This window comes from Bradyrhizobium sp. LLZ17 (assembly GCF_041200145.1).
In the GTDB taxonomy this organism is placed as follows: Bacteria; Pseudomonadota; Alphaproteobacteria; order Rhizobiales; family Xanthobacteraceae; genus Bradyrhizobium.
In genome coordinates, this window is sequence record NZ_CP165734.1 from 3,205,131 (window position 1) to 3,225,807 (window position 20,677).

22 protein-coding genes are annotated in these 20,677 nt (G+C 56.0%); 9 read left to right on the forward strand and 13 right to left on the reverse strand.

Annotation, left to right across the window (positions count from 1 at the left end):
- The 7 genes from AB8Z38_RS15785 to AB8Z38_RS15815 form a co-directional block, all read right to left on the reverse strand.
- Entirely contained in the window at positions 1 to 843 is an 843-nt protein-coding gene (locus AB8Z38_RS15785) for an ABC transporter permease (RefSeq protein ID WP_369726010.1), read from the reverse strand.
- Positions 840 to 1,811, reverse strand: coding sequence for a polysaccharide deacetylase family protein (locus tag AB8Z38_RS15790; RefSeq protein WP_369726011.1), 972 nt, complete (start codon positions 1,809 to 1,811; stop codon positions 840 to 842). Before AB8Z38_RS15790 ends, AB8Z38_RS15785 begins: the two co-directional genes overlap by 4 nt.
- The gene (locus AB8Z38_RS15795) at positions 1,808 to 2,584 is read right to left on the reverse strand and encodes a methyltransferase domain-containing protein (protein WP_369726012.1); all 777 of its coding nucleotides are present in this window, start codon (positions 2,582 to 2,584) and stop codon (positions 1,808 to 1,810) included. The genes AB8Z38_RS15790 and AB8Z38_RS15795 overlap by 4 nt, the downstream gene beginning before the upstream one ends.
- 253 nt (positions 2,585 to 2,837) lie before the next feature.
- A complete protein-coding gene (locus AB8Z38_RS15800; RefSeq protein WP_369726013.1) occupies positions 2,838 to 3,197 on the reverse strand; it encodes a hypothetical protein in 360 nt (119 codons plus the stop codon).
- Between the two features lie 289 nt (positions 3,198 to 3,486).
- Positions 3,487 to 4,002 (reverse strand): glycosyltransferase family 2 protein, encoded by a 516-nt coding sequence (locus AB8Z38_RS15805; RefSeq protein WP_369726014.1) that lies wholly within the window; start codon positions 4,000 to 4,002, stop codon positions 3,487 to 3,489.
- A 72-nt stretch (positions 4,003 to 4,074) separates the two neighbouring features.
- On the reverse strand, positions 4,075 to 5,058 hold the full coding sequence (galE, locus tag AB8Z38_RS15810) for a UDP-glucose 4-epimerase GalE (protein WP_369726015.1): 984 nt from the start codon (positions 5,056 to 5,058) through the stop codon (positions 4,075 to 4,077).
- Entirely contained in the window at positions 5,055 to 6,011 is a 957-nt protein-coding gene (locus tag AB8Z38_RS15815) for a UDP-glucuronic acid decarboxylase family protein (protein ID WP_369726502.1), read from the reverse strand. The genes galE and AB8Z38_RS15815 overlap by 4 nt, the downstream gene beginning before the upstream one ends.
- 139 nt (positions 6,012 to 6,150) lie before the next feature.
- Here AB8Z38_RS15815 and AB8Z38_RS15820 point away from each other — a divergent pair, with 139 nt between their 5' ends.
- Entirely contained in the window at positions 6,151 to 7,155 is a 1,005-nt protein-coding gene (locus AB8Z38_RS15820; RefSeq protein ID WP_369726016.1) for a glycosyltransferase family 2 protein, read from the forward strand.
- A 53-nt stretch (positions 7,156 to 7,208) separates the two neighbouring features.
- Here AB8Z38_RS15820 and AB8Z38_RS15825 read toward each other — a convergent pair whose 3' ends face one another.
- Positions 7,209 to 7,625 (reverse strand): hypothetical protein, encoded by a 417-nt coding sequence (locus tag AB8Z38_RS15825; protein WP_369726017.1) that lies wholly within the window; start codon positions 7,623 to 7,625, stop codon positions 7,209 to 7,211.
- Positions 7,626 to 7,918: 293 nt separating this feature from the next.
- On the opposite strand from AB8Z38_RS15825, the gene AB8Z38_RS15830 reads away from it, so the two are divergent.
- From AB8Z38_RS15830 to AB8Z38_RS15860, 7 genes are all read left to right on the forward strand, one after another.
- Complete coding sequence (locus tag AB8Z38_RS15830; protein ID WP_369726018.1) at positions 7,919 to 9,136, forward strand: glycosyltransferase family 4 protein; 1,218 nt, start codon at positions 7,919 to 7,921, stop codon at positions 9,134 to 9,136.
- Positions 9,133 to 10,116 (forward strand): NAD-dependent epimerase/dehydratase family protein, encoded by a 984-nt coding sequence (locus AB8Z38_RS15835; protein ID WP_369726019.1) that lies wholly within the window; start codon positions 9,133 to 9,135, stop codon positions 10,114 to 10,116. The genes AB8Z38_RS15830 and AB8Z38_RS15835 overlap by 4 nt, the downstream gene beginning before the upstream one ends.
- Before the next feature lie 45 nt (positions 10,117 to 10,161).
- Entirely contained in the window at positions 10,162 to 10,926 is a 765-nt protein-coding gene (locus AB8Z38_RS15840; protein WP_369726503.1) for an FkbM family methyltransferase, read from the forward strand.
- Between the two features lie 125 nt (positions 10,927 to 11,051).
- Positions 11,052 to 11,546 carry a glycosyltransferase family A protein gene (locus AB8Z38_RS15845; RefSeq protein ID WP_369726505.1) on the forward strand — a complete coding sequence of 165 codons (495 nt, stop codon included), beginning with the start codon at positions 11,052 to 11,054 and terminating at the stop codon, positions 11,544 to 11,546.
- Positions 11,465 to 12,007 (forward strand): glycosyltransferase family 2 protein, encoded by a 543-nt coding sequence (locus AB8Z38_RS15850; RefSeq protein WP_369726020.1) that lies wholly within the window; start codon positions 11,465 to 11,467, stop codon positions 12,005 to 12,007. The genes AB8Z38_RS15845 and AB8Z38_RS15850 overlap by 82 nt, the downstream gene beginning before the upstream one ends.
- Positions 12,008 to 12,049: 42 nt before the next feature.
- On the forward strand, positions 12,050 to 13,324 hold the full coding sequence (locus tag AB8Z38_RS15855) for a family 16 glycosylhydrolase (protein ID WP_369726021.1): 1,275 nt from the start codon (positions 12,050 to 12,052) through the stop codon (positions 13,322 to 13,324).
- 50 nt (positions 13,325 to 13,374) lie between these two features.
- Positions 13,375 to 14,103 carry a TylF/MycF/NovP-related O-methyltransferase gene (locus AB8Z38_RS15860; RefSeq protein WP_369726022.1) on the forward strand — a complete coding sequence of 243 codons (729 nt, stop codon included), beginning with the start codon at positions 13,375 to 13,377 and terminating at the stop codon, positions 14,101 to 14,103.
- A 22-nt stretch (positions 14,104 to 14,125) separates the two neighbouring features.
- On the opposite strand, the gene AB8Z38_RS15865 is transcribed toward AB8Z38_RS15860, so the two are convergent.
- The 5 genes from AB8Z38_RS15865 to AB8Z38_RS15885 form a co-directional block, all read right to left on the reverse strand.
- Positions 14,126 to 15,187, reverse strand: coding sequence for a polysaccharide pyruvyl transferase family protein (locus AB8Z38_RS15865; RefSeq protein ID WP_369726023.1), 1,062 nt, complete (start codon positions 15,185 to 15,187; stop codon positions 14,126 to 14,128).
- Between the two features lie 11 nt (positions 15,188 to 15,198).
- On the reverse strand, positions 15,199 to 15,951 hold the full coding sequence (locus tag AB8Z38_RS15870) for a glycosyltransferase (RefSeq protein ID WP_369726024.1): 753 nt from the start codon (positions 15,949 to 15,951) through the stop codon (positions 15,199 to 15,201).
- 30 nt (positions 15,952 to 15,981) lie between these two features.
- On the reverse strand, positions 15,982 to 17,532 hold the full coding sequence (locus AB8Z38_RS15875; RefSeq protein WP_369726025.1) for a lipopolysaccharide biosynthesis protein: 1,551 nt from the start codon (positions 17,530 to 17,532) through the stop codon (positions 15,982 to 15,984).
- Positions 17,533 to 17,742: 210 nt separating this feature from the next.
- Positions 17,743 to 18,066, reverse strand: a complete 324-nt coding sequence (locus tag AB8Z38_RS15880) for a hypothetical protein (protein WP_369726818.1) — start codon at positions 18,064 to 18,066, stop codon at positions 17,743 to 17,745.
- Between the two features lie 224 nt (positions 18,067 to 18,290).
- Positions 18,291 to 19,634: a family 16 glycosylhydrolase gene (locus tag AB8Z38_RS15885; RefSeq protein ID WP_369726026.1), complete on the reverse strand. Its 1,344-nt coding sequence runs from the start codon at positions 19,632 to 19,634 to the stop codon at positions 18,291 to 18,293.
- A gap of 211 nt (positions 19,635 to 19,845) precedes the next feature.
- Here AB8Z38_RS15885 and AB8Z38_RS15890 point away from each other — a divergent pair, with 211 nt between their 5' ends.
- A complete protein-coding gene (locus tag AB8Z38_RS15890; protein WP_369726027.1) occupies positions 19,846 to 20,646 on the forward strand; it encodes a glycosyltransferase family 25 protein in 801 nt (266 codons plus the stop codon).
- Positions 20,647 to 20,677 lie beyond the last annotated feature (31 nt).

Sequence of the window (20,677 nt, forward strand, 5' to 3'; positions counted from 1 at the left end):
TCAGATCGTATCCATGACCGTGCGCTCGACGCGCTGATAGAGGAGCACACCGCATGCCAGAGCGATGGACGTCGTAAGAAGCGACGCAACGAGTTGGCCCGGCGTGAGCATAGTCTCGCCGAGCAGGCACCAGCGGCTCTCTTCGACGATTGCGGCTAAGGGATTGGCAAGGCTTGCCGCCACTCTGTACTGCTCTGGAATGGCGGTAAAGGGATAGAGAACCGGCGTAATGAACATTGAGACCTGGACCAGGAACGGCGTCATGAACCTCAAATCGCGGTACTTGGCTGTTGACGCTCCAAGAATGAGTCCGACCGCCAGCGAGAAGGCCGCAAGATGCAGCACCACCAATGGAAACGCGACAATGCGCCATGAGAGCCCATCCGTCCTTCCCATCCATTGAAACGCAACAACGAACACAACGACAACGGAGAACTGAATCAAAAGCGTTACTGCACTCGAAATCAGCGACGACAAGGGGACAATGATGCGGGGAAAGTAAACCTTGCTGAAGAGGTCCTCGTTCTCGATGAAGACCTGGCTGGTGGCGAACATGACCTGCGAGAAATAGGACCACACAATCAGCCCCGAAAGATAGAATAACGGCGCTGGTTGATTCGCAGTCGATACCCCGGCCACGCCGCTGATGGTGACGGTGAAGACTACCGCCCAGACGAGCGGCTGCAGAGCCAGCCATCCGGGGCCAAGCAAGGTCTGCTTGTGACGCACCACAACGTCCCGCTGGGCAAATAGCAGCAGAAGCTCGCGGCGCTCCCAGGCGGGTCGCAAGTCGAGGTCGAACCAGCCGCTTCGACGCCTGATGATAGTGATCCGCTTTGTCATAGCGAAGGATCCTCAATTCTCTTCTGAAATTCGTCGCCCGTCCAATCTCCCACGTAGATCCGCGGTAGCTTGAGCGGTTCGACGTTACGCCCGACAGCGCGAGCGTCCACCGTGCAGGCGAAATCGAAGCCGGCCGCTCGAACCGCTTGTACAGTCGCATCACTATGATCGCCGAATGGGTAGGCAAAGGTACGCACTGTCGTGCCCGTGAGTTCCTCGCAGGCACGCCGGCTTTCCGCTATCTCCTTGAACTGAATTTCCGCATCATGCGCCGGCAAGGTCGGATGTGTCAGCGTGTGCGCCCCGATCGTGATCAGGTCGTCGGAAATAATCCGGACCTCCCGCGCCGTCATGACACGATACATGGTCCGGGCTGCAAGATCGCATGACGACCACTTGCCGATCTCCGCCAGAAGATTCGTTTGATCCTCATGCGGCCGGACCCGCAATTGGGTCCAAACCTCCCGAAAAACCCGCTCACGCGCCTCGCGCTCCGAGAACGGCGGCACCGCCCAGCGGCACTCGTGGTCCGCGATGTTCAGTGTGAGGTTCTCTGGCAGGTGGGCGATTTCGAGGAAGACCCGTGCGACGGCGTCCCACCAGAACTCCCTGTCCGTGCCGATGATCCCGGTCGTCACGAACAGCGTCATTGGGCAATCGAGCCGCTGCAATACCGGTCGCGCGTTCGAATAAACATCATGATAGCCATCGTCGAAGGTGATTGCCGCAAGCGGCTTGTCCGATCGGGCGCGGCTCCGTTCCAGGTCGAGCAATTCGTGAAGATGGACAACACGTCGAAGCTTCTTGAGACACGCCATCTGCTCTTCAAACCGCACCGGATGCACCGCAAGCCCCCAAGGGTCGACGGGGATATCCGCAACACGGTGATACATCAGTATGATAGGATCGGCGCCAAAGATCCGCCGCCCGATCGATCGCTTCAGGCTTCGTAGCGGCTTCACCGTCATTCTAGCCGCCTTCTTGCTGCGGCAGCCACGATCACTGGAAACGACCTGTCGAGCACGTCTAGCTTGGCGTGTGGAACTTCCGAGGCCGCCAATCCCTGGAGAAAACAGACCGCCGCGAAAACATTCCCGAACGTCTCGACCTCAATATCCTTTTCCTCGAACACGGATGCCAGCAATCGCCGCAATGCGATCTCCGTCAACGACCAGAACCAGGTAAATCCCCATGGCCCCCGATCGATCGGAGATATTCCCGGCACGGTCACAAGAAGCGTCCCGCCCGGCTTGAGCGCCCTCGCAAGCTCCGCCAATGCCGCCTGCATGTCGAAGATCAAATGCAGGGTTTGCGTGAGGACGATGCAATCGAACGCACGCTCGGGCAAAGCCCCTGGGATCGAGATGTCACCAATAATGGTGACGACGGGGTTGGCGGCGTAGACATGGAGAACATCACTTTTCGCAACCCGGTTTCCTCCGAACCGGCGCGTGTACTCGTTGTCGCCGATTTCAAGGACTCTGCCGCGAATCCTGGAGGCATGGCGGGTTAGAAAGCCCTCGATGAAATAGCGATCGATCGGACCTCCTCTATCGAAGCCGAAATCGGAGCTGACGGGCGCGGTCTCACCAAAATCACCGAAATCGATCGCGCCTGGCCGAGGCTTCCAGAAGCGGCGCGACAGCCGTCGGCCTATTGGCGCAGGCGCCTTCGCTATCAGAAGCCGCAATTGTCGACGGCCAAATCTTGCGATGCGACGAAGCGGGGACAGGGCGGTCATAGTCGAGCATCCAACATCGATCTTCCAGACCTGGTCATACCCGATTAACGACGGAGTGAAACAGGAACGTCACGAGAATGACCGGGTTCAATGGGCTCAGCAGCGACCAGACAATGCCGAGAGCCGACCCCTTGTAGCGGACATTGAGTTCGCGAAGCACCGGCTCATAAGCTAGGTCCTTGGCGTGTGGGTAGCCATGCCGACAGGCGCGGCGAGAGCGGGTCGGGGCTCGGAGGGGGACACTTGCGGTCATCTAGCCCCTCTCATTGTGATGCTGCCGAACTCCGGTCACCCAAGCCTGGGGTGCCCGCTCCGACGGACCGAACACCTCGTCTGCGGCAATTCCATCCAACAGAACAGACGAAAACTTCTTCTCTCCGAGAATCCGATCTTCATCTGCTAGCCGCTTCTGTTTCATGCGCGTCAGCGCGTCGACGGGATCGTCTTTACCCGCCTCCGGATCCATGGCCAAGAAGGCTTGAGGCGAGCCAGCAGGTCGACCAAACCCCAACCGCTTACTGATCCCCCCTCGCAATACCTCCATCACAGTGATCATCGACACTGCCGGATCGTTCAGAAGCAACTTCGTGTAGGTCGCTACTGCGGGAAACAATCGCCTTTCACGCAACAAAACCTGAAATGCGTACTTGTAGCTGCCCCCCCAATGCCCAGCGCTGCACGCGTGGAGCAATCGATGGATTGCTTTTCACGTGTCTTGCAATGGTCTCGATCATGGCCCTAGCCATGCGCGATCCATCACTCGACATATTTCCTTCATACATGCGGTAGCCAACGAGAAACGATCTTACAGTTTCGATTCGATACCGCGCTGCGAGCCGGAGCTCGAAATCGAGATCCTCACACCCACCGATGCCCTTCTCAGCATATGAAGGGTCGATCCATCAACGGCCATCGCGGCATCGCGATGGACCAACAGACTGCTTCCGTTTCCTATGAACTTGAGCACGAGGTCTCGCGCCAGGATATAGCCGCGACAGTCGGCTAAGATCGGACCTGTGCCTATTACTTGGTCCTCCTCGTTTATGGTGCGGCGAAAGGAATAAACGCCACCCCCAGCTCGGATCAGAACGGTGCGTATCCAGTGCCTCGACCTGCCGGGCTATCTTCGTGGGGTGCCAGAGGTCGTCGGCGTCCAAGAATGCCACATAGGGTCCCCGCGCGTTTTCGATCCCGAGATTTCGCGCGCGAGCCACGCCGCGATTAGGCGTGCTGATCAACTCCAAACGCTTGTCGGTGGCCGCAATTGCCTCCACGACGGATCGGGTGTTGTCTGTCGAACCATCGTCAATGACAATGATTTCCAGCTTCTCATAAGTCTGAGCCTGCGCCGACGCGAGGGTGCGTGCGATAAAGCGCTCCGCGTTGTAGGCGGGTATTACGATGGATACGAGGTTCATCAGGATCCGCTCTGCTTGCGGGCATTTCGAGCGACACGCTCAGCTAACACGTTCAGCGCAAGCCAGCCGTGTTCACGCAAGGACGGCGTGCTCTCGCCATCTCAGCGCTGTTTCGATGATGAAATCAATCTGCGAACATTGCGGCTTCCAGCCGAGCTCCCGCTCGGCCTTGGCGTAGGACGCAACAAGCACCGGCGGATCCCCCTCACGCCGCGGACCAAGCCGAACGACAGGATCTCTTCCCGCGGCACGCTTTACCGCTGCAATCAATTCGAACACGCTCGTCCCAACCCCAGTACCGAGATTGAAGACGTGCGTGCCCGCGCGATCGACAAGCATCTCGCCCGCGAGCAGGTGGGCCCGCGCGAGGTCGTTAACATGAACATAGTCCCTGATCGCGCTCCCGTCAGGCGTCGCGAAATCTGTTCCGAAAAGCGTGAAAGGCCGATCCGGGTCCAAAGCAGCCTCGATCACAAGAGGAATGGCATGCGTTTCCGGCTCGTGGTGTTCGCCGATCTCACCGTCCGGGTCGCATCCTGCGGCATTAAAGTACCGCAATGAGACGGACGCAATACCATAGGCCTTGCCATAATCCTCCAACATGCGTTCGACAATCATCTTGGACCAGCCGTAAGGATTGATCGGTCTCTGCGGGTGCGCCTCGTCGATTGTCGGATTGTCCGGAATTCCGTAACTGGCGCACGTGCTCGAAAACAGAAGACAAAGGCACCCCATCGCGCGCATGGCCTCAAGCAGAGCCAGCGTGCCGGCGGTATTGTTTGCGTAGTACCGTGCAGGATCAGCCACGGATTCGCCCACGTAGGCTAGAGCAGCAAAATGCGCGACCAGATCCGGCTTGTACATCTCAAGCGCGCCGCGTACCCGCGCCTCGTCGCGAATATCGCATTCAATCAGCGGTCCCCACCGAACGGCCTCTCGCCATCCACGTGAAAGATTGTCAAGAGCGATGACCCGCCATCCGGCGTTGGCGAACGCCTTGCAGCAATGCGACCCGACGTAGCCGGCGCCCCCTGTGACAAGCACGGTTCTCGTCATGCCGCACTATCGCGCAGCAAGTCGTCGAAATAGGCGATCGTCTTGCCAAGACCGTCGCGTAACTGAACAGATGGCGACCAGCCAAGCGTATCGCGCGCCCGGCTGATGTCTGGCTGTCGCTGTCTTGGATCGTCGGTTGGAAGTGGCTTGAACTCGATCGAGGACTTCGCCCCTGTCAGCTCGATAACGGTCTCGGCAAGTTCCATCATCGTGAACTCAGCGGGATTTCCAAGGTTGATCGGTCCGGTGATCTCATCGTGCGTGCCCATCATACGCACCAGGCCGTCAATCAGATCGTCGACATAGCAGAACGAGCGGGTCTGCTTGCCGTCGCCATAGATCGAAATTGGCTGGCCGGTGAGAGCTTGCACGATGAAATTCGAAACGACCCGGCCGTCGTTCGGCTGCATCCGCGGACCGTAGGTGTTGAAGATGCGCGCGACCTTGATCGAGAGATTGTGTTGCCGCCTGTAGTCGAAAAACAGCGTCTCGGCACAGCGCTTACCCTCGTCGTAGCAGGAGCGCGGACCGACGGGATTTACCCTCCCCCAATAATCTTCGGTTTGCGGATGCACCTCAGGATCTCCGTAGACCTCCGAGGTTGAGGCCTGCAAGATTTTCGCCTTAACTCTCTTCGCCAAACCCAGCATGTTGATGGATCCATGCACGCTTGTCTTCGTCGTCTGCACGGGATCGTATTGATAGTGAATTGGGCTAGCCGGACAGGCCAGATTGTAAATCTCGTCGACCTCGACATAGAGGGGAAACGTTATGTCATGCCTCATGAGTTCGAAGCGAGGAAACTGAAACAGCGTGCCCACGTTCTGTTTCGCACCAGTGTAAAAGTTGTCGACGCAAAGAACTTCCTGTCCAGCGCTAACCAATCTCTCGCAAAGGTGCGAGCCCAAAAATCCGGCGCCGCCTGTAACCAAAATCTTCCTTGTCTGACGCATCAAGCAACGTAACCTTCTGTAATTATTTGGGATTCATCCTATTATCTTTCAAGTATCGCAATTCAATGTGCTTATGGATAAAATACTAAGTGTTTCAGCTGAAGAGTACAGTTTAATCGGGATTAAGCATTAAGACAGCGTGATTGTGCGTTTTTCTTCTTTGAGCGATCCATTGGTCTCGGTAATTGTGCCGGCATTCAACGCCGCGGACACAGTGCGCGATACTGTGATCAGCGCGCTGCATCAGACTTATCGCAATCTTGAAGTCATTATCATCGACGATGGCTCTACAGATCAGACCCGGGTGGTTGCAGCGAGACTTGTCGAGAGTGATCCGAGAGTTCGCTATCTTTACAAAGAGAACGGCGGAGTGGCGTCGGCGCGCAACCGCGGAATTGCAGATGCGAAGGGCGATTTTGTCGCCACACTTGATGCAGACGATCTCTGGTACCCGACCAAGCTAGAGCGGCAGGTCCAGCGCTTCGAAGCAAGCGGTCCGGAGACCGCGCTCGTATACGCGTGGTGTTGCTGGATCGATTCCTCGGGCAACGTCACGGGTTCTGCTCCGCCAATGCGCTTGGAAGGCAATATCGTCGCGCAAATGTGTCTCGGCAACGTAGTCATCAGCGGCAGCAATGCGCTCATAAGACGAGAGGCGTTGGTGGCCGCCGGTGGCTTCGATGAGTCGCTCCGTTCCCGAGGAGGTCAGGGCTGTGAAGACTGGAAGCTCTACATGCAGATCGCGGAGCGACATAAAATAGCGATGGTACCTGAGTATCTGATTGGATATCGCGTCCAACCAGGTTCAATGTCGGACGATTTTGAACAGATGATGCGATCAAGGCGTCTGGTGGAAGCCGAGTTTGCCTCTTCTCATCCCGAGTTGGCCGTCCAGTTTGCGCACGGCGAGGCGATACTCGCACGCTCGCTTGCGCTACGCGCGATCGATCGCGGTCAGATTCGCGACGCGATCGACTTGCTGACAAATCAATCTCGGGGAAGATTCGTAGCCGGCTTCGCATCCCTCATGTGGCTGGCGGCCGGTTCTACCCGACGTGCACTCCGTTGGTTGCGAAGAAACGATCGTTCACCGACCGCGAAATTTCTGCCAAAGTCTTCAGACCCCGCCAACAACTTTCCATAAGTTCAGCCGTACAAATAACAGGGCAGCCGAGCCGACGGTTCCGGCGAACCCATTCAGCGTGGACCTAAAGCTTGTTGCGGCCGTTCCGGCGCGAGTTCGTCGGTCGGATAGAAACGGGCTCGACGCGCTTCAGCAATAACTTTTCCGTCGGCCGATTTCGCCAAGGCGGTCCATTGATAGACGTCCGGCCGGCACGGAGCAAACGTTCGAATACTTCCCAAAGGCACGATGCCGTTTGCAGGCATAGAAAGCTCCTGCCCTCCCATCTCCCGAGTTCCCTGCGTCAAGACCAACAGCAGCAGCTTTGCCTCGGCGGGGACGTTATGGAGGCGAATTTCGGGATTTGGAAAAAGAGTGATGCAGCCTTTCGCGCCCTGCCAGGAATAATCAATCGTCATCGGATCGGCGAGTGCCGGCGAGAGCGCAGCGAGCCATGCAACCAACACGCCCAGTAATCCCCTCAAAATCATCGCGTCCTCCGTCCGCTCAACGCGGCAGTCACCACAGAAGCGCCGAGGCCGAGGCCGAAACCATCTCACCAAGATGCCACCATAAACCTTTGTCGTCACACCCGAATTACGTTAGTCCCAAGCGACTCCTGAGATCAAGCGCCCTGAGGTCTGTCAAACGCTGATCGAGCCTGCAACTCCGATCAAAATTCCGCCGAATTAACGTCAAAGGAAGGTTGGGTGGACATTCGTTGCATGACGCGTCATGTACTACCGTTAGAAGCTGTTCACTTCAAATATCCGGCAGGTGCCTCTTGAAAATTCTGGTTCACGACTACGCCGGCCATCCTTTCCAGGTCGATCTGAGCCGCGAGCTCGCTGCACGAGGCCACCAGGTTACTCACACCTATTTCCATGGCGACCATGGCCCGAAGGGGCGCCTCCACCGCACCTCCTCTGACCCGGTCGGTCTGTCTTTTAAAGGGGTAACCTTATCGCGCCCCTATGATAAAGCCTCTTTCGTAAAGCGGCGGTTTGGCGACGTCGCCTATGGCAAGGCCATTGCACAGCTGATTCTGTCACTCAAGCCCGACCTAGTCATCTCGGGAAATACACCCACCGAAGCCCAATCGGCCGTCGTGAAGGCCTCGCACAAGAGTGGTGCATCCTTCGTTTTCTGGGTTCAGGATTTCTACAGCATTGCCGTTTCCAAGCTGCTGCGAAAAAAGTTGGGTGTCGTCGGCGCCGCGATCGGCGGATATTATTCGTTTCTCGAACGGGGCCAGTTCGCCAGTTCTGACGCTATTGTGGTGATCACCCAATCCTTCGCTGACATCGCCAAGAAATGGGTCAACGCCAAGGACAAGGTCTTCACGATCGAGAACTGGGGCGCGCTGGACGAGATTTCTCCGCTGCCAAAGGATAACGACTGGTCACTCCGCCACGGACTTTCTGACACATTCAACTTCCTTTACTCAGGCACGCTTGCGCTGAAACACAATCCTCAGTTGCTCATCGAACTTGCAAAGCAGGTAAAGGGACAGGCAAATGTTGTCGTCGTGAGCCAGGGCGTGGGCGTCTCCGAGCTTGAGCGCGCAAAGAACGAGCAATCGATCGACAATCTGATCCTGTTGCCGCTGCAACCCTTCGCTGATCTGCCCAAAGTGCTCGCAACGTCTGATGTGACGGTTGCGACAATTGAACCCGATGCCGGCATGTTTTCTGTTCCGTCCAAGGTGCAGTCATATTTCTGCGCCCAACGCCCGGTATTGCTGGCGGCACCGGCCGAAAACCTCGCTTCCCAGGTGGTTCGCAAGAGCGGAGCGGGTCTTGTCGTCGATCCAACGGACAAGGGGGGTTTTATGCATTCCGCGATTCAATTGATGAAGGACGATACTCTGCGGATCGGAGCCGCCGAAAATGGTAGGAAATTTGCTTTGAACAATTACGACATCAAGCGGGTGACCGATCGTTTTGAGATAGTATTTCAATATGCTATCGATGCGAGAGATACGAGAAAGGGAACTTCATGACTAAGACTGCCCTGGTTTGCGGCGCAGGTGGGTTTATCGGCGGGCACCTTGTGAAACGCCTAAAGCGCGAAGGTTTTTGGGTCCGCGGCGTCGACCTGAAATTTCCTCCCTTTGCCGAAACCGAAGCCGATGATTTCGCCGTTGGCGATCTCCGCGATCAATATTTCTGTCGCCAGATCGCGGACCGCAAGTTCGACGAGGTGTATCAGCTCGCCGCGGATATGGGCGGAGCTGGCTACATTTTCACCGGCGCGCATGACGCCGACGTGATGCACAATTCGGCCACGATCAATCTGAACATGCTCGACGCCTGCCAAAAGCGGAACGTGCGGGGCATGTTCTATTCGTCGTCGGCCTGCATGTATCCGGAGCACAACCAGATGGATCCCAACAACCCGAACTGTGCCGAGGATTCCGCTTATCCGGCGAATCCGGACAGCGAGTATGGCTGGGAGAAGTTGTTTTCGGAGCGCCTCTACCTCGCCTACAACCGCAATTACGGCATGCGCAACCGCGTCGCGCGCTACCACAACATCTTCGGACCCGAGGGCACTTGGGACGGTGGCAAGGAGAAGGCGCCGGCCGCTGTCTGCCGCAAAGTCGCGCAGGCCATCAGTGGCGGCGAGATCGAGATCTGGGGCGACGGCACCCAGACCCGCTCCTTCCTGTACATCGAAGAATGCCTGGAAGGCACGATCCGCCTGACCCGGTCCGAATTCGAGGGCCCTGTCAATGTCGGCTCGGAGGAGATGGTCACGATCAACCAGCTCGTCGACGTCGTCTCCGATATCGCCGGGAAGAAGCTTCACAAGAGGCACATCCCCGGGCCGCTTGGCGTGCGAGGCCGCAATTCGGATAACCGGCTGATCGGGCAGAAGCTCGGTTGGAAGCCCTCCGCGACGCTCCGCTCGGGCCTTGAAAAAACCTATGAGTGGATCGAGCGACAGGTCCACAGGAACCAAAAGCGGGCTGCAGCCTGACACTACCACGGAGCGAGACCGGTGGACCGCGGATTGATCTATGATGTGGGGGTTAATGACGGCGCAGATTCTGCGTACTATCTTTCGCTCGGCTATCGAGTCCTCGGAATCGAAGCCAATCCAGCCCTTGCGGATCGTTTAAAGGATCGGTTCGCACGGGAACTCCTAGGTCAACAGTACATCTTGTTGAACGCCGGAATCGCGGCGACCGAGGGACAGCTGGATTTTTGGGTATCCGACGTCTCAGAATGGTCCTCATTCAACAGAGAGATAGCGTCGCGTAACGGCACACCCCATCGGCCTGTGACCATTCCCACTCGAAGATTCGCAAGCGTCGTTGCGGAATTTGGCGTTCCGCTCTACTGCAAGATTGATATTGAAGGCAATGACAGGTTGTGTCTGACTGACCTGACGCTAGAGACAACCCCCTCGTACGTATCGATTGAGATGTCGCATCCAGATGCGGATGATGATTTAGAGCTTCTGCGGAAGCTAGGCTACACAAGGTACAAGATCGTCAGTCAAGTTACGCGAGCGCAGCCAATACCTCTCTTGATGACCATGGGCTATCGTTTGCCAACCTTCTTTAATCGGGCCTTGCGCTACTCAACCCGGAAAGCCTTCGGAGTCGGAACAAAGGATGGGTGGAGATTCCAGCTTGGATCGTCCGGCCCATTCGGCGAGGACACCCCTGGGTCATGGCACCCTTATGACCATGTGAGACGTACCTGGGAGGCCCTCAGAGACATCGATGCGCGGTTCGGTACAAGAGGACTAGCCGAGTGGTTTGACATTCATGCTGCGCGATAACCTCGTTCGATTTCCGGCTTAGGCCGTGAATGACGTGCTCAAGAGCTGTGACGTCCATACGATGGCGCAGGCACCGCAAGTGGCGAGATAGGACTATCGTTTTGGATATCGATTCACATCAGGAAATGGACTTATCGATCATAATCTGCACGCGCAATCGCGGCACTCGTCTGTGCGGTACGCTTGGCGCGCTACGAGCGCTGCGCACCAGCCATCGCTACGAGATCATTTGGGTCGACAATGCGTCTACGGATGACACCGCACGCGTATTGAAAGACGAACTTGCCAGCGATCCAGCTTCTAGGTTGATCCGTTGCGAGCGCATCGGGCTGGGAGCTGCTCGCAATGAAGGCTGGAAGGCCTCTCGAGGCAAGATCGTGGCCTTCACCGACGACGACTGCTACCCTTCTCCCGATTACGTCGATGCTTGGATCGCAGCGTTCTCAGAGTATCCAGACGTTGGAGCCATGGGGGGCGCATCCTGCTCTACAACCGGCAACATGCGCGAGTTACCATCGAAGAGGGACAAGTCGCGCGAATGTTCCCGAAACGCACCTTCGTGCGGGCCGGCATGCTGCAAGGCGCCAATGTTGCCTTTCGGCGAAAGGCCCTTGAACTGATAGGCGGCATTGATCCTGAATTGGGCGCGGGGACGCGCTTTCCGTGTGAAGATATCGACGCGGTGACAGCGGTCTTGTGGGCCGGCTTCGATGGCCGATTTGATCCACGCCCCGTCGTGCAGCACGATCATGGACGGCTGGGAGCCGACGTGCCCGCATTGCTGGACTCCTATGACCGCGGGCGGGGCGGGTTCTATGCCAAATACATTCTTCGCCCAGACACACGCACAACGGTTGCCTGGCGCTGGTTGAGAACCGCCTGGAATAGGCGCAGTTGGCGAGGGCTGCGTACCTTGCGGCTGGAGATGACCTACGCCGCAAAATATGCTGCATCAAAAGGACGTTACGAGTTCCTGTTGCTGGGCGCACCCGTCTGCCTCATGGTTCTGGCGTTCCAATGCGTTGCCACGTTCTTTACTGCGATCGGCCAGCCATTACGCGTGCGCCGTGCCAGCAGTTAGCCAAACGAGCACCGCATGCGAAGATTTGTCCCGAGACGTGAGTTGCTGAAGGGCGCCGTTGCGATGGTCCTCGCGGCTGCAGACAGCACCTTCGCCCCGCTCCACGCGCAGGGCCAGACACCCCCTCCCCCCATTCCTGACACTCAAATCAATGTTTCAACGAGCGATGCGATCATAGGCAGGAATGACCTCCTGGCGCGCGTGCCCGTGGAATTGAGCGTCCCGGCACCTCACACTCTCGTTGTAGAATATTCGGTCCAGGAGACACTTGGTCCTCCGTCAAGAGGGGCCGAGATCGTCGCATCTCATGGCCAGTTGATTTTCCATCCCGGCGAACAACACAAGATCATCGAGCTCCAGCTTCGTCGTCCAATTGGCCCTACCCAGTCGATCGACCTCAGGCTTGCCGACTTCGGTTATCCCGTGCGAGCTTATGCAACCCGAACGGCCCGGATAACGTCCAGTGATGTTTCGATGTCCCCTTCCATGGAGAGCGACACGATCCCATTGCCATCCTTGCCCAGCGGCGGGTCCATCGTTTTTACAGATGATCTTCGCGAACCGGATTTCGCGAACGACAGCGGCTTTCGCCCAGATGGAAGGGCGTGTTGGCAAAGCCGCCTTGCCAGGACGCGACAACAAGTCAGCAATAAGGAAGCGGGGTACTACGCCGATCCAGCACTGAACCCGGAAGCCAAGGTGTGGGGCATCGATCCGTCCACCGGATTTCGATTTATCCAGGCTGAATACATTCCCGGCGGCCTGTTGGATGGCAATGGAGGCAAGTTCACCCATGCCTGGGAGAAGGACGTTCCCTTCACCTACTCTGCTGCCATGGTGACGTCACGAACCCTTTTTAATCGCATCACGATCGGAAGCTACGTCGAGTTCCAGGTCAAACTGGCGAGAGTCGCTGGAAGCTGGCCCGCACTATGGCTGCTGCGCGCTGACGACGCGTGGCCGCCGGAGATTGACGTCATTGAAGCCTTCATCAGTTCGCCAACCCACGCCGCGGATGTCATCACCTCCAGCATTCATTGGCGGGGGGAGAAAAAGGACACGAAGCTTACGGCGCCTCGATTCCGCTACGCCACATCGAGCCAGGAGCCGACATCTTCGAGCGCTTCAACCGCTTTGGCTGCCTCATCGGCGAGAAGCAGATCGTCTATTACTTCAATGGAAAACCCTACTGCGCGATGCCAAACTTGGTCGGCGCCGGCCCATGGTTCATGTTACTGGACGTCGCCGTTGGAGGGCTTGTGGGCGAGCCACGCGATCCAATGGCGTTTCCCGCGCGCATGCACGTTGCGGGCGTGAAGGTCGTACGCTTTTCATGAGGTCGGCATCATTCGAGGACTATTTGGACCATGAATTTTCAAGAAAAAGGAACGTTGCTGTTCCACCGAATTAGAAATGGACTTTTGAAAGCACGTCTTTCAAATCTTGCCCGGCAAGTGGCGCAAGATCGTTTAACTTATCTTCCGCCGGAGAAGCTGATCCGCATCGAAACTTATGCTCGGCTCGCTACGGCGGACGACGTACCAGGCAATTTGCTTGAATTCGGCGTTGCGCTGGGAGGATCCGCCATAATTCTTGCTGCGCAGGCTGCACGAAGGAAGCGCCTATTCTTTGGCTTTGACGTGTTCGCTATGATCCCTCCCCCGACATCGGAGAAAGATGACGATAAGTCAAGAGAACGTTACCGCATCATAGCGTCGGGACAGTCGGAAGGAATCGGAGGCGACACCTATTACGGTTACCGAGACAACCTGATCGACGATGTTCGTCGCTCCTTCGCAAAGTATGGCTTGCCGATTGACGGTAAGAGCCGCTTTCTATGCAAGGGGTTATTCGAAGAAACCTTCCCCAAATATGACGGGATGGTTGCCTTCGCTCACATCGATTGCGATTGGTACGCACCCGTTAGTTATTGCTTGAACCACATCTCGCGCAGGTTGAGTGCTGGTGGCGTCATAGTCCTAGATGACTACCACGATTACGGCGGTGCGAGGACGGCCACAGATGAATTCGTCAAGCAGAATCCAGAGTTCGAGCTTATCGCTGGTCCAAATGTGATCCTGCGGAAGCGCAGATAGAGTACGCATTTACGTGACATGGTCACCTGACAGCCAGCCGCAGTCCAGCTCGGACGTATTTCTTGACGGTGGCTAGGCGACCCGCCGTGAGTTCGTCGCGGGAAATGTTTGTCGGCAAGCGTTTTCCAGAGCGGACAATCTCTACGAATTGCGCTTTCCAATCATCGATAGCTCGTTGCGGCAAATGCAGCACGGTCGGCATTTGATCTTCGATCCAAGTCTCAATTCCTTTGAGATCGCCGCGCGGCGCGACGGGCAAGCCGGTATCTTTGCCAATCTCCGCAGCGCGATTGTCGATGGAGATTATGAGAGCGCGACGTTTCTTTTGCAGCGCACGTATCCCACCGTGAAGCCGAGTTCCAATGAAATCGACGTTTTCACTTTCCAGAAACCGCGAATATTCCTTTACAGTCGTTGCAGGGATTTCATCATCCCATCCAAACGATCGGAAATACTCATAGTCATCATGCATCTGTGGAAAAAAATACAGTTTACTATAGAATTTGCGCAGCGTCGCAACAAAGGCCCTGTCTGCTTCGACGTCCCGCCGCCAAGCTGAGAGGGTAAAAATAACAGAAGGCGCTTTGGATTTCTGGATGCCTGCACAGTGTTCGGGTGTTAGAGACCAAGTCGTGGGACAGGAAGTATTTACGGCTTTCGCGCCAATCGCGGTAAGATGATCGACCGTGTAGCTATCCCTGGCCGAGTGGATTAGTTGACGCGACAGAGCGGCCCGCAAGATTGCACGCGTTGCTGGCGTTGCCGTCGACATGTAGTCATTCCATCCAGTACCCAAACACACGGTGTTTGTTGCGCCAAACACGTCAGCATCCGTCTGCCTCACACGCCATAGCCCGTACGGCTGGATATCCGACGATAGTAGGTTTGTGCCTCCAATTACACAGAAGCTGGCATCCGAGATGAAACGGCGTGTTCGATCTGAAAGCTGTTCGTGGCTTGGAACCCTGTAGACATACGCCTTGGGAAACAGCTCCGACACGACATCGTTAACGGCGTCCATGATGATCTCGTCACCGAGATTATCGGTACAAATCGATGTATCGACGACGGCTACAGAATCCATGATAGGTCCAATTATCCACGCTTTGCCATATTGTACGACATCCTGAAAGCCAACTCCGGCGCGTAGAGGCTAAATCGCTTTAAGAGCGCACGTTCAAGCTTCTTGCGCAAGGTCACTTTCCTCACCACCCATGTCTCGGCCCAGCGGTGCACGGCGTACGTGTCTTCCGTTACAACGTCCGGCGAATACCGCTCGTCCCACGCGTATGGATAAAAGACTCTCTTCGGAAAAATGGTGACATCTCCAATTGTCATCGGCTCATCGCAGTACTCACTTAAGCCCCTCTCGCGAAGGAACTTCGAGATTAATCCTGGTCCGGAAAAAGCGCCAATGTCGGTTCGACCATCAAGTTCGTTGTTGAAAAACGAGCGGATCGATGTCGGAAGCCAATGGCCTGGTTCCGATCCGAAGACTGCTCCATTTACTGGGTCGGTTATTGAATTCATGTCATCGGTTTGAAAACCCAGGAAGGCCTTGAGACTTAAGAGCGGATCCAACGATTTGATCAGATCGACATCTGTATCTAGATACACACCACCGAACCGAGCAAGGGCGTCCATGCGAGTATAGTCAGAAACCCTGTTCCAGGCACGAACAGAATAGGCCTGACGGACAAACGAACTGGAGTAGTCCACCTTGTCGTTGTCCCACGCAACGATCTGCCAGTCAGGAAGCATGTGACGCCAGGCGTCGACGCGCTGCCGGTCAGCCTCGGGTAATGGCTTCGGACCAACCCAAACGTAGTGAATAGTTTTCGGAATCATTCAGCGGAGCTCCTGCCAGGTGAAAACCATCTAAAGCACCGAGCTATTGTCGCCCGCGAGCGGCTGTGTTCGAAATCGATTCGGCAACAATGCCGTAACAAGTTCAATCACCTCCCTCTCAGGGCCTTCCGGTCGCCCTTGCAAATGCCAGAACGTGTATACAGTAAGAGGGTACGCAATCGCCCCAACACTCACTATGGCAGCTACTTTCAGTAGCAAAAAGTTCGTCCCAGCCCCATTGCCAAAACATACGCCGACTAGGTAGGCGCATATGACCATGACAACCACGCCAACAATGAATCGAATGTTGGCAGATAGCTGTCGTAGCATCGAGATGCCCAAAATGCGGCGAACCATCGTCATTGCCACGATAATGCTAACCAGCCCACTGACACATCTTGCCACAATGATACCGAACAGCCCGCCGGTTACCATTCCCAGAATGATGAGGGGGAGTCGGATCAGCATGTTTATAAGATCCCTTCGCAGTAGCTCCCGGGTCTGTCCCATTGCCATCGCCAACGGCTGAAGCCCATACACCATAGTCTGCAACGCGAAGATGCTAGATAAAAACTGAATGATGATAACGGCGCTTTCCCACTTTTGTCCCATTGTCAGTTCGACAAAGGGGCGCGCAATCAAAGCAAATCCGCAACCAAGGGGAAATGCAATCGCACACAGAAGCGCCTGGGATCGTTCGTAAGCTCGCCGTAATCTCGACAAGTCGCGGTTCAGTCTTGTGAAGCCTGGAAAGAGAGCCTGGGAAATTGGCATAGTCGCTTCGCGGGTAGGCAATAGAGCCAAGTTATCACCAATGGTGTAGTAACCCAACGCAGTATTGCCTAAAAAGTAGCCAATAACGAGATGATCAAACTTCCAGTTGAGCGTGTTTATTGCCTGTCCAAGGGTGAGCCAAACAGAAAATGACAGCAACTCTCTTACACGAGTAAATCTGATACGCGGGCGATAGGAGATCATAAAATATGAGAGCACAACGCCGAAGATTTGCGTGACCAACATTGACGCAAGCAGCGCCCAGTAGCTCCGGAATTGAAACGCAACGGTCGCCGCCACAGCGAAGCCGGCAACCTTTTGTGACACGCCCAGAATAAAATCCTGCCAAAAAAGCAGTTGGCGCGAGAAAACAATCATCTTCGGATTTGAAACACCACCGATCACGGGTGTAATGCTTATTACGGCCATCACGCCGGCAATGCGAGGATCGCCGTAAAGGTGTGAAATCGGCCAAGCAAGACCGAGAAGTATCAGGCCTATGAGAGCACCTCGTGCGAAGTTCAGGGAGAACACCGCATGGAAATGATCATCCGAGATTGATCTATGATAGATCAAAGCGGATGCTAGCGAGAGTTCGGTGACTGAGATGATGATCGTGCTAATTGTTGTCGCGATTGCCACCAAACCAAAGTCGTCTGGCGTCAGAAAGCGCGCGAGAACAAGCATGCTCAAGAAAGTCACGAGATTCCCAAGGGCTCGCGCAGCTGCAATCCAAAACGCCCCCTTCACCAGCATGCGTTTCATGCTTGGTGCGCCCAACGTGCTTGGATCACTCTCGTCAATCATGCTTTAGAAGCTGTCCCTCAAAACGAATAACTTACTAGGCAATTAGGTGCGCCCACGCAACAGTGGTAGCCCAAAAGAAGCGTTAATCATAGTGACGCCGGACCTGCCTCCAACAACCTCCAAGGATGCAAATGAGGAGGAAAGCAATGTCGTTTCTACTGCGACTTCAACGGCTGGCATTTGAACGGCTGCATTTTTACTCAAGCGCCTTCAGTCAGTGTACCATCGGCTCCCCATGAAAGCGCCGGTGCACAGCTTTTCACTCACTCCGAAACTGATCTCGAGCACCAATCGCGGGCTTTCCTTCGCGAGCGATCCCGTGCGAAAGCCGAAGGGGTCCTCGACAAAACCGAAGCCAGCGGCTCCCGTCAACATCTTCGCCGTAATTTCGCTGACCAACGGCCCCCCCCTGGAACAACCCCACACACTCAATTGCTGCGTGACCTCGTCAACATCGACGCCGGCGAACTGGCTTTTCCCGTCTCGAAACGCTCGGCTGGTTGCGAAACAGCGAGCATGAATATCGGCAACCATCGCGGGTTCTCCCTAACATCGGGCAATGTAGCTCGGCGAACGCCTGACCATCCGACCCATATTCGTGACCATCCCGTTCGCCTCGCTGCAGGCAACCTGAATACTGGGATTCGTGGCCCTGGTTGTTCTCCCTAGTTTGACGACGAAGGGGCGGCTCCTTGCCGACGCGAAGGTGTACGCCTGCTCACGACAAGCTGTGTCAACCCAACCGATGCACACTGGGGTCAGCGCGCTTCCAGTGTCAGTAACCGGCAGGACCGCGCCTTGATTGGCTGGGCGACATCTGTGCGACATGTAATCGGGCTCGGCAGGACCTGCCTTGCACCCTTGTCATCTGTCGTCTCGGCAACGAGCTTTGCGTCGAGAACAAGATTGCCGGTGCGCTGAAGCGCGGGCAACGACAGTTCGACGACGCTGGCACCATCCGCGCGCTTCTTCACCGTGCTTTCCTGCAGCTTCCGCTCGACCGTCGTCACCATAGATCGTGCCGTCGGATCATAAACCCAAACCTGAAGCCGGCGGTTCGATGGGTAGTTCTCCGGCACGTCGATCGGGATCTCAAGTTTGAGCGGATCGGCGCCCTTGACCGAAAGGACGCCGTTAGCCTGCTGCTGTTCACCTAGCACCTTGACTGGGAGAAAAGCGGGCTTCGGCATGTCATTGATGGTCGTCGAATATCCAAATTCCTTCGGATCCGGCGTCACCTGGGCAGGCCCGCACTGGCTCGCACCTTTGTCGGACTCCGTGAATTGGCAGACCCGCACATAGTCGATCTTGAAGCTTTGCGGAAACGCCACATCATCGATGCCGTGTCGGCCGGCCCAGGCGCCGCCGACCGCGAAATTGAGGTCGACATGGGCGGGCGGCCCGAGCTGCCCGTCGTTGCGCTTCCACTGGTACATCCGCGTGTAGACCAGCTTGCCGTCCCAGAACATGGAAATCCGGTCTGGCGCCCACACGAATCCAACGATGTGCCAGCCGAGATTGAGATCCTCGCTGGCGTACATGTTCTGGTATTTGAGCAGGAAATCCTTGTCGACATAGGTGTATTGCTTTTCGTTAAACGGAGCCACAACGTTCGAATGCAGCGAGTTCGCCTTATCCTCGACTCCGTTGATGACATATTCGAAGATATCGATTTCGGGCGGATGCCAGGTCTTGCCGTCGATGTCGTAGTCGGCCTCGAGCCAGAACGCGGGCCATACGCCTTTCGCGTTCGGCAGAAACACCCTCGCCTCGTAGTAACCATAATAGAAGGTCCGATGGCTTCGAATCATTGCGGATCCGAATAGGTCACCCCCCTCCATCTTCTTGGCAACCAAGCTAAGCACGCCATTGGACAGGATGTGACTGTCGCGATAACGCTCCTTCTCATCATTGAAATGGTCCATAGTTTCGTTGTTATAGATGTAACGCGTGGCCCATTTGTTACGGTCCAGCTTGTCGCCATCAAACTCGTCCGAAAATACAAGTTCCCACCCAGACGACCACGCCGATTTTGTGGGCAGAATGGCGCAAACCATCAGCAGGAGCCCGAGACTTGCTTTACCAGTTTTGCCGAGCATCATTCAGAAATGCCTCCAAAGTTGGACGTGATTTGCGATCCGCTCTACAGTCCGTCGATCAGGGGTGTCTAATCAAATTCTCCTACATTGACAGGCTTTAAGCGCTCGTTCAGGTTGCTTGCGAGGGGCGTGGGCTGGTTCATATACAGTTCGATAGGCTTTCAGGTCGAAACCGTTCCTGAGGGGACGTGACTCAGCTCCTTTGAGGCAACCGGTGAAAAACGACATTGTTATTCCTGCGTTCATAATCAATCTCGATCGCGATGTCGCGCGGTGGCAAACCATGTCGGATGCGCTCGGTAGTTTTGGCATTCCTTACCAACGGGTCCGCGCCATTGACGCCCGCAAGCGAATTAGCCTCATTCGTCGCGTTGTACGGCGGGATTTCGTCTACGCTCCAGCACGCCGCGATCTGACGGATGCGGAAGTCGGGTGCTATCTCTCCCATCTTGCCGCACTGAAGCGCATGATCAGGCAAAGGCTGCCGGTCGCCATGATCTTCGAAGACGACGTAGTCTTCGATTCTGACTTTTCAAATTTCTACCATCGCGACCTTACGAAGTTCCTGACCGCCACCGACATTGTCAAGTTCGAAGGCATTCACTATCCGCATACGTCCAGGTCGGGAATCGAAATTGCAACTGGAACGACGGGGCGCCTACTCCTGCGCATGAGACCGACCCTGGGCGCGGCCGCTTACGCCGTAACTAGGAAAGGCGCACTCGCCCTGCTCAAGGCTGCGTCGGTTCCGGATCGTCCCTTCGACCATAAGCTCGCATACTATGACCGTCACTGGGTCGATTATGCCGAAACGGAGCCCTTTTTAGCGCGTCAAGCGTCATATGCGAGCAATCTCGAGGATGAACGAAAAATCCATGACTTAAGCGGGCTTCGCCTGCGCTTGAGCCAACTCCGGACTAGTGTCAGCGCTCCCAAACGAGCTGCCGCCCGTTTCATCTACCTCGCAAAGCTTGTAATCAAGCAAAGGCTGCGCAGATCGAGATCCTGCCCCTAACTGAACTGGCAGCCTGTGTACCTCTAGAAGG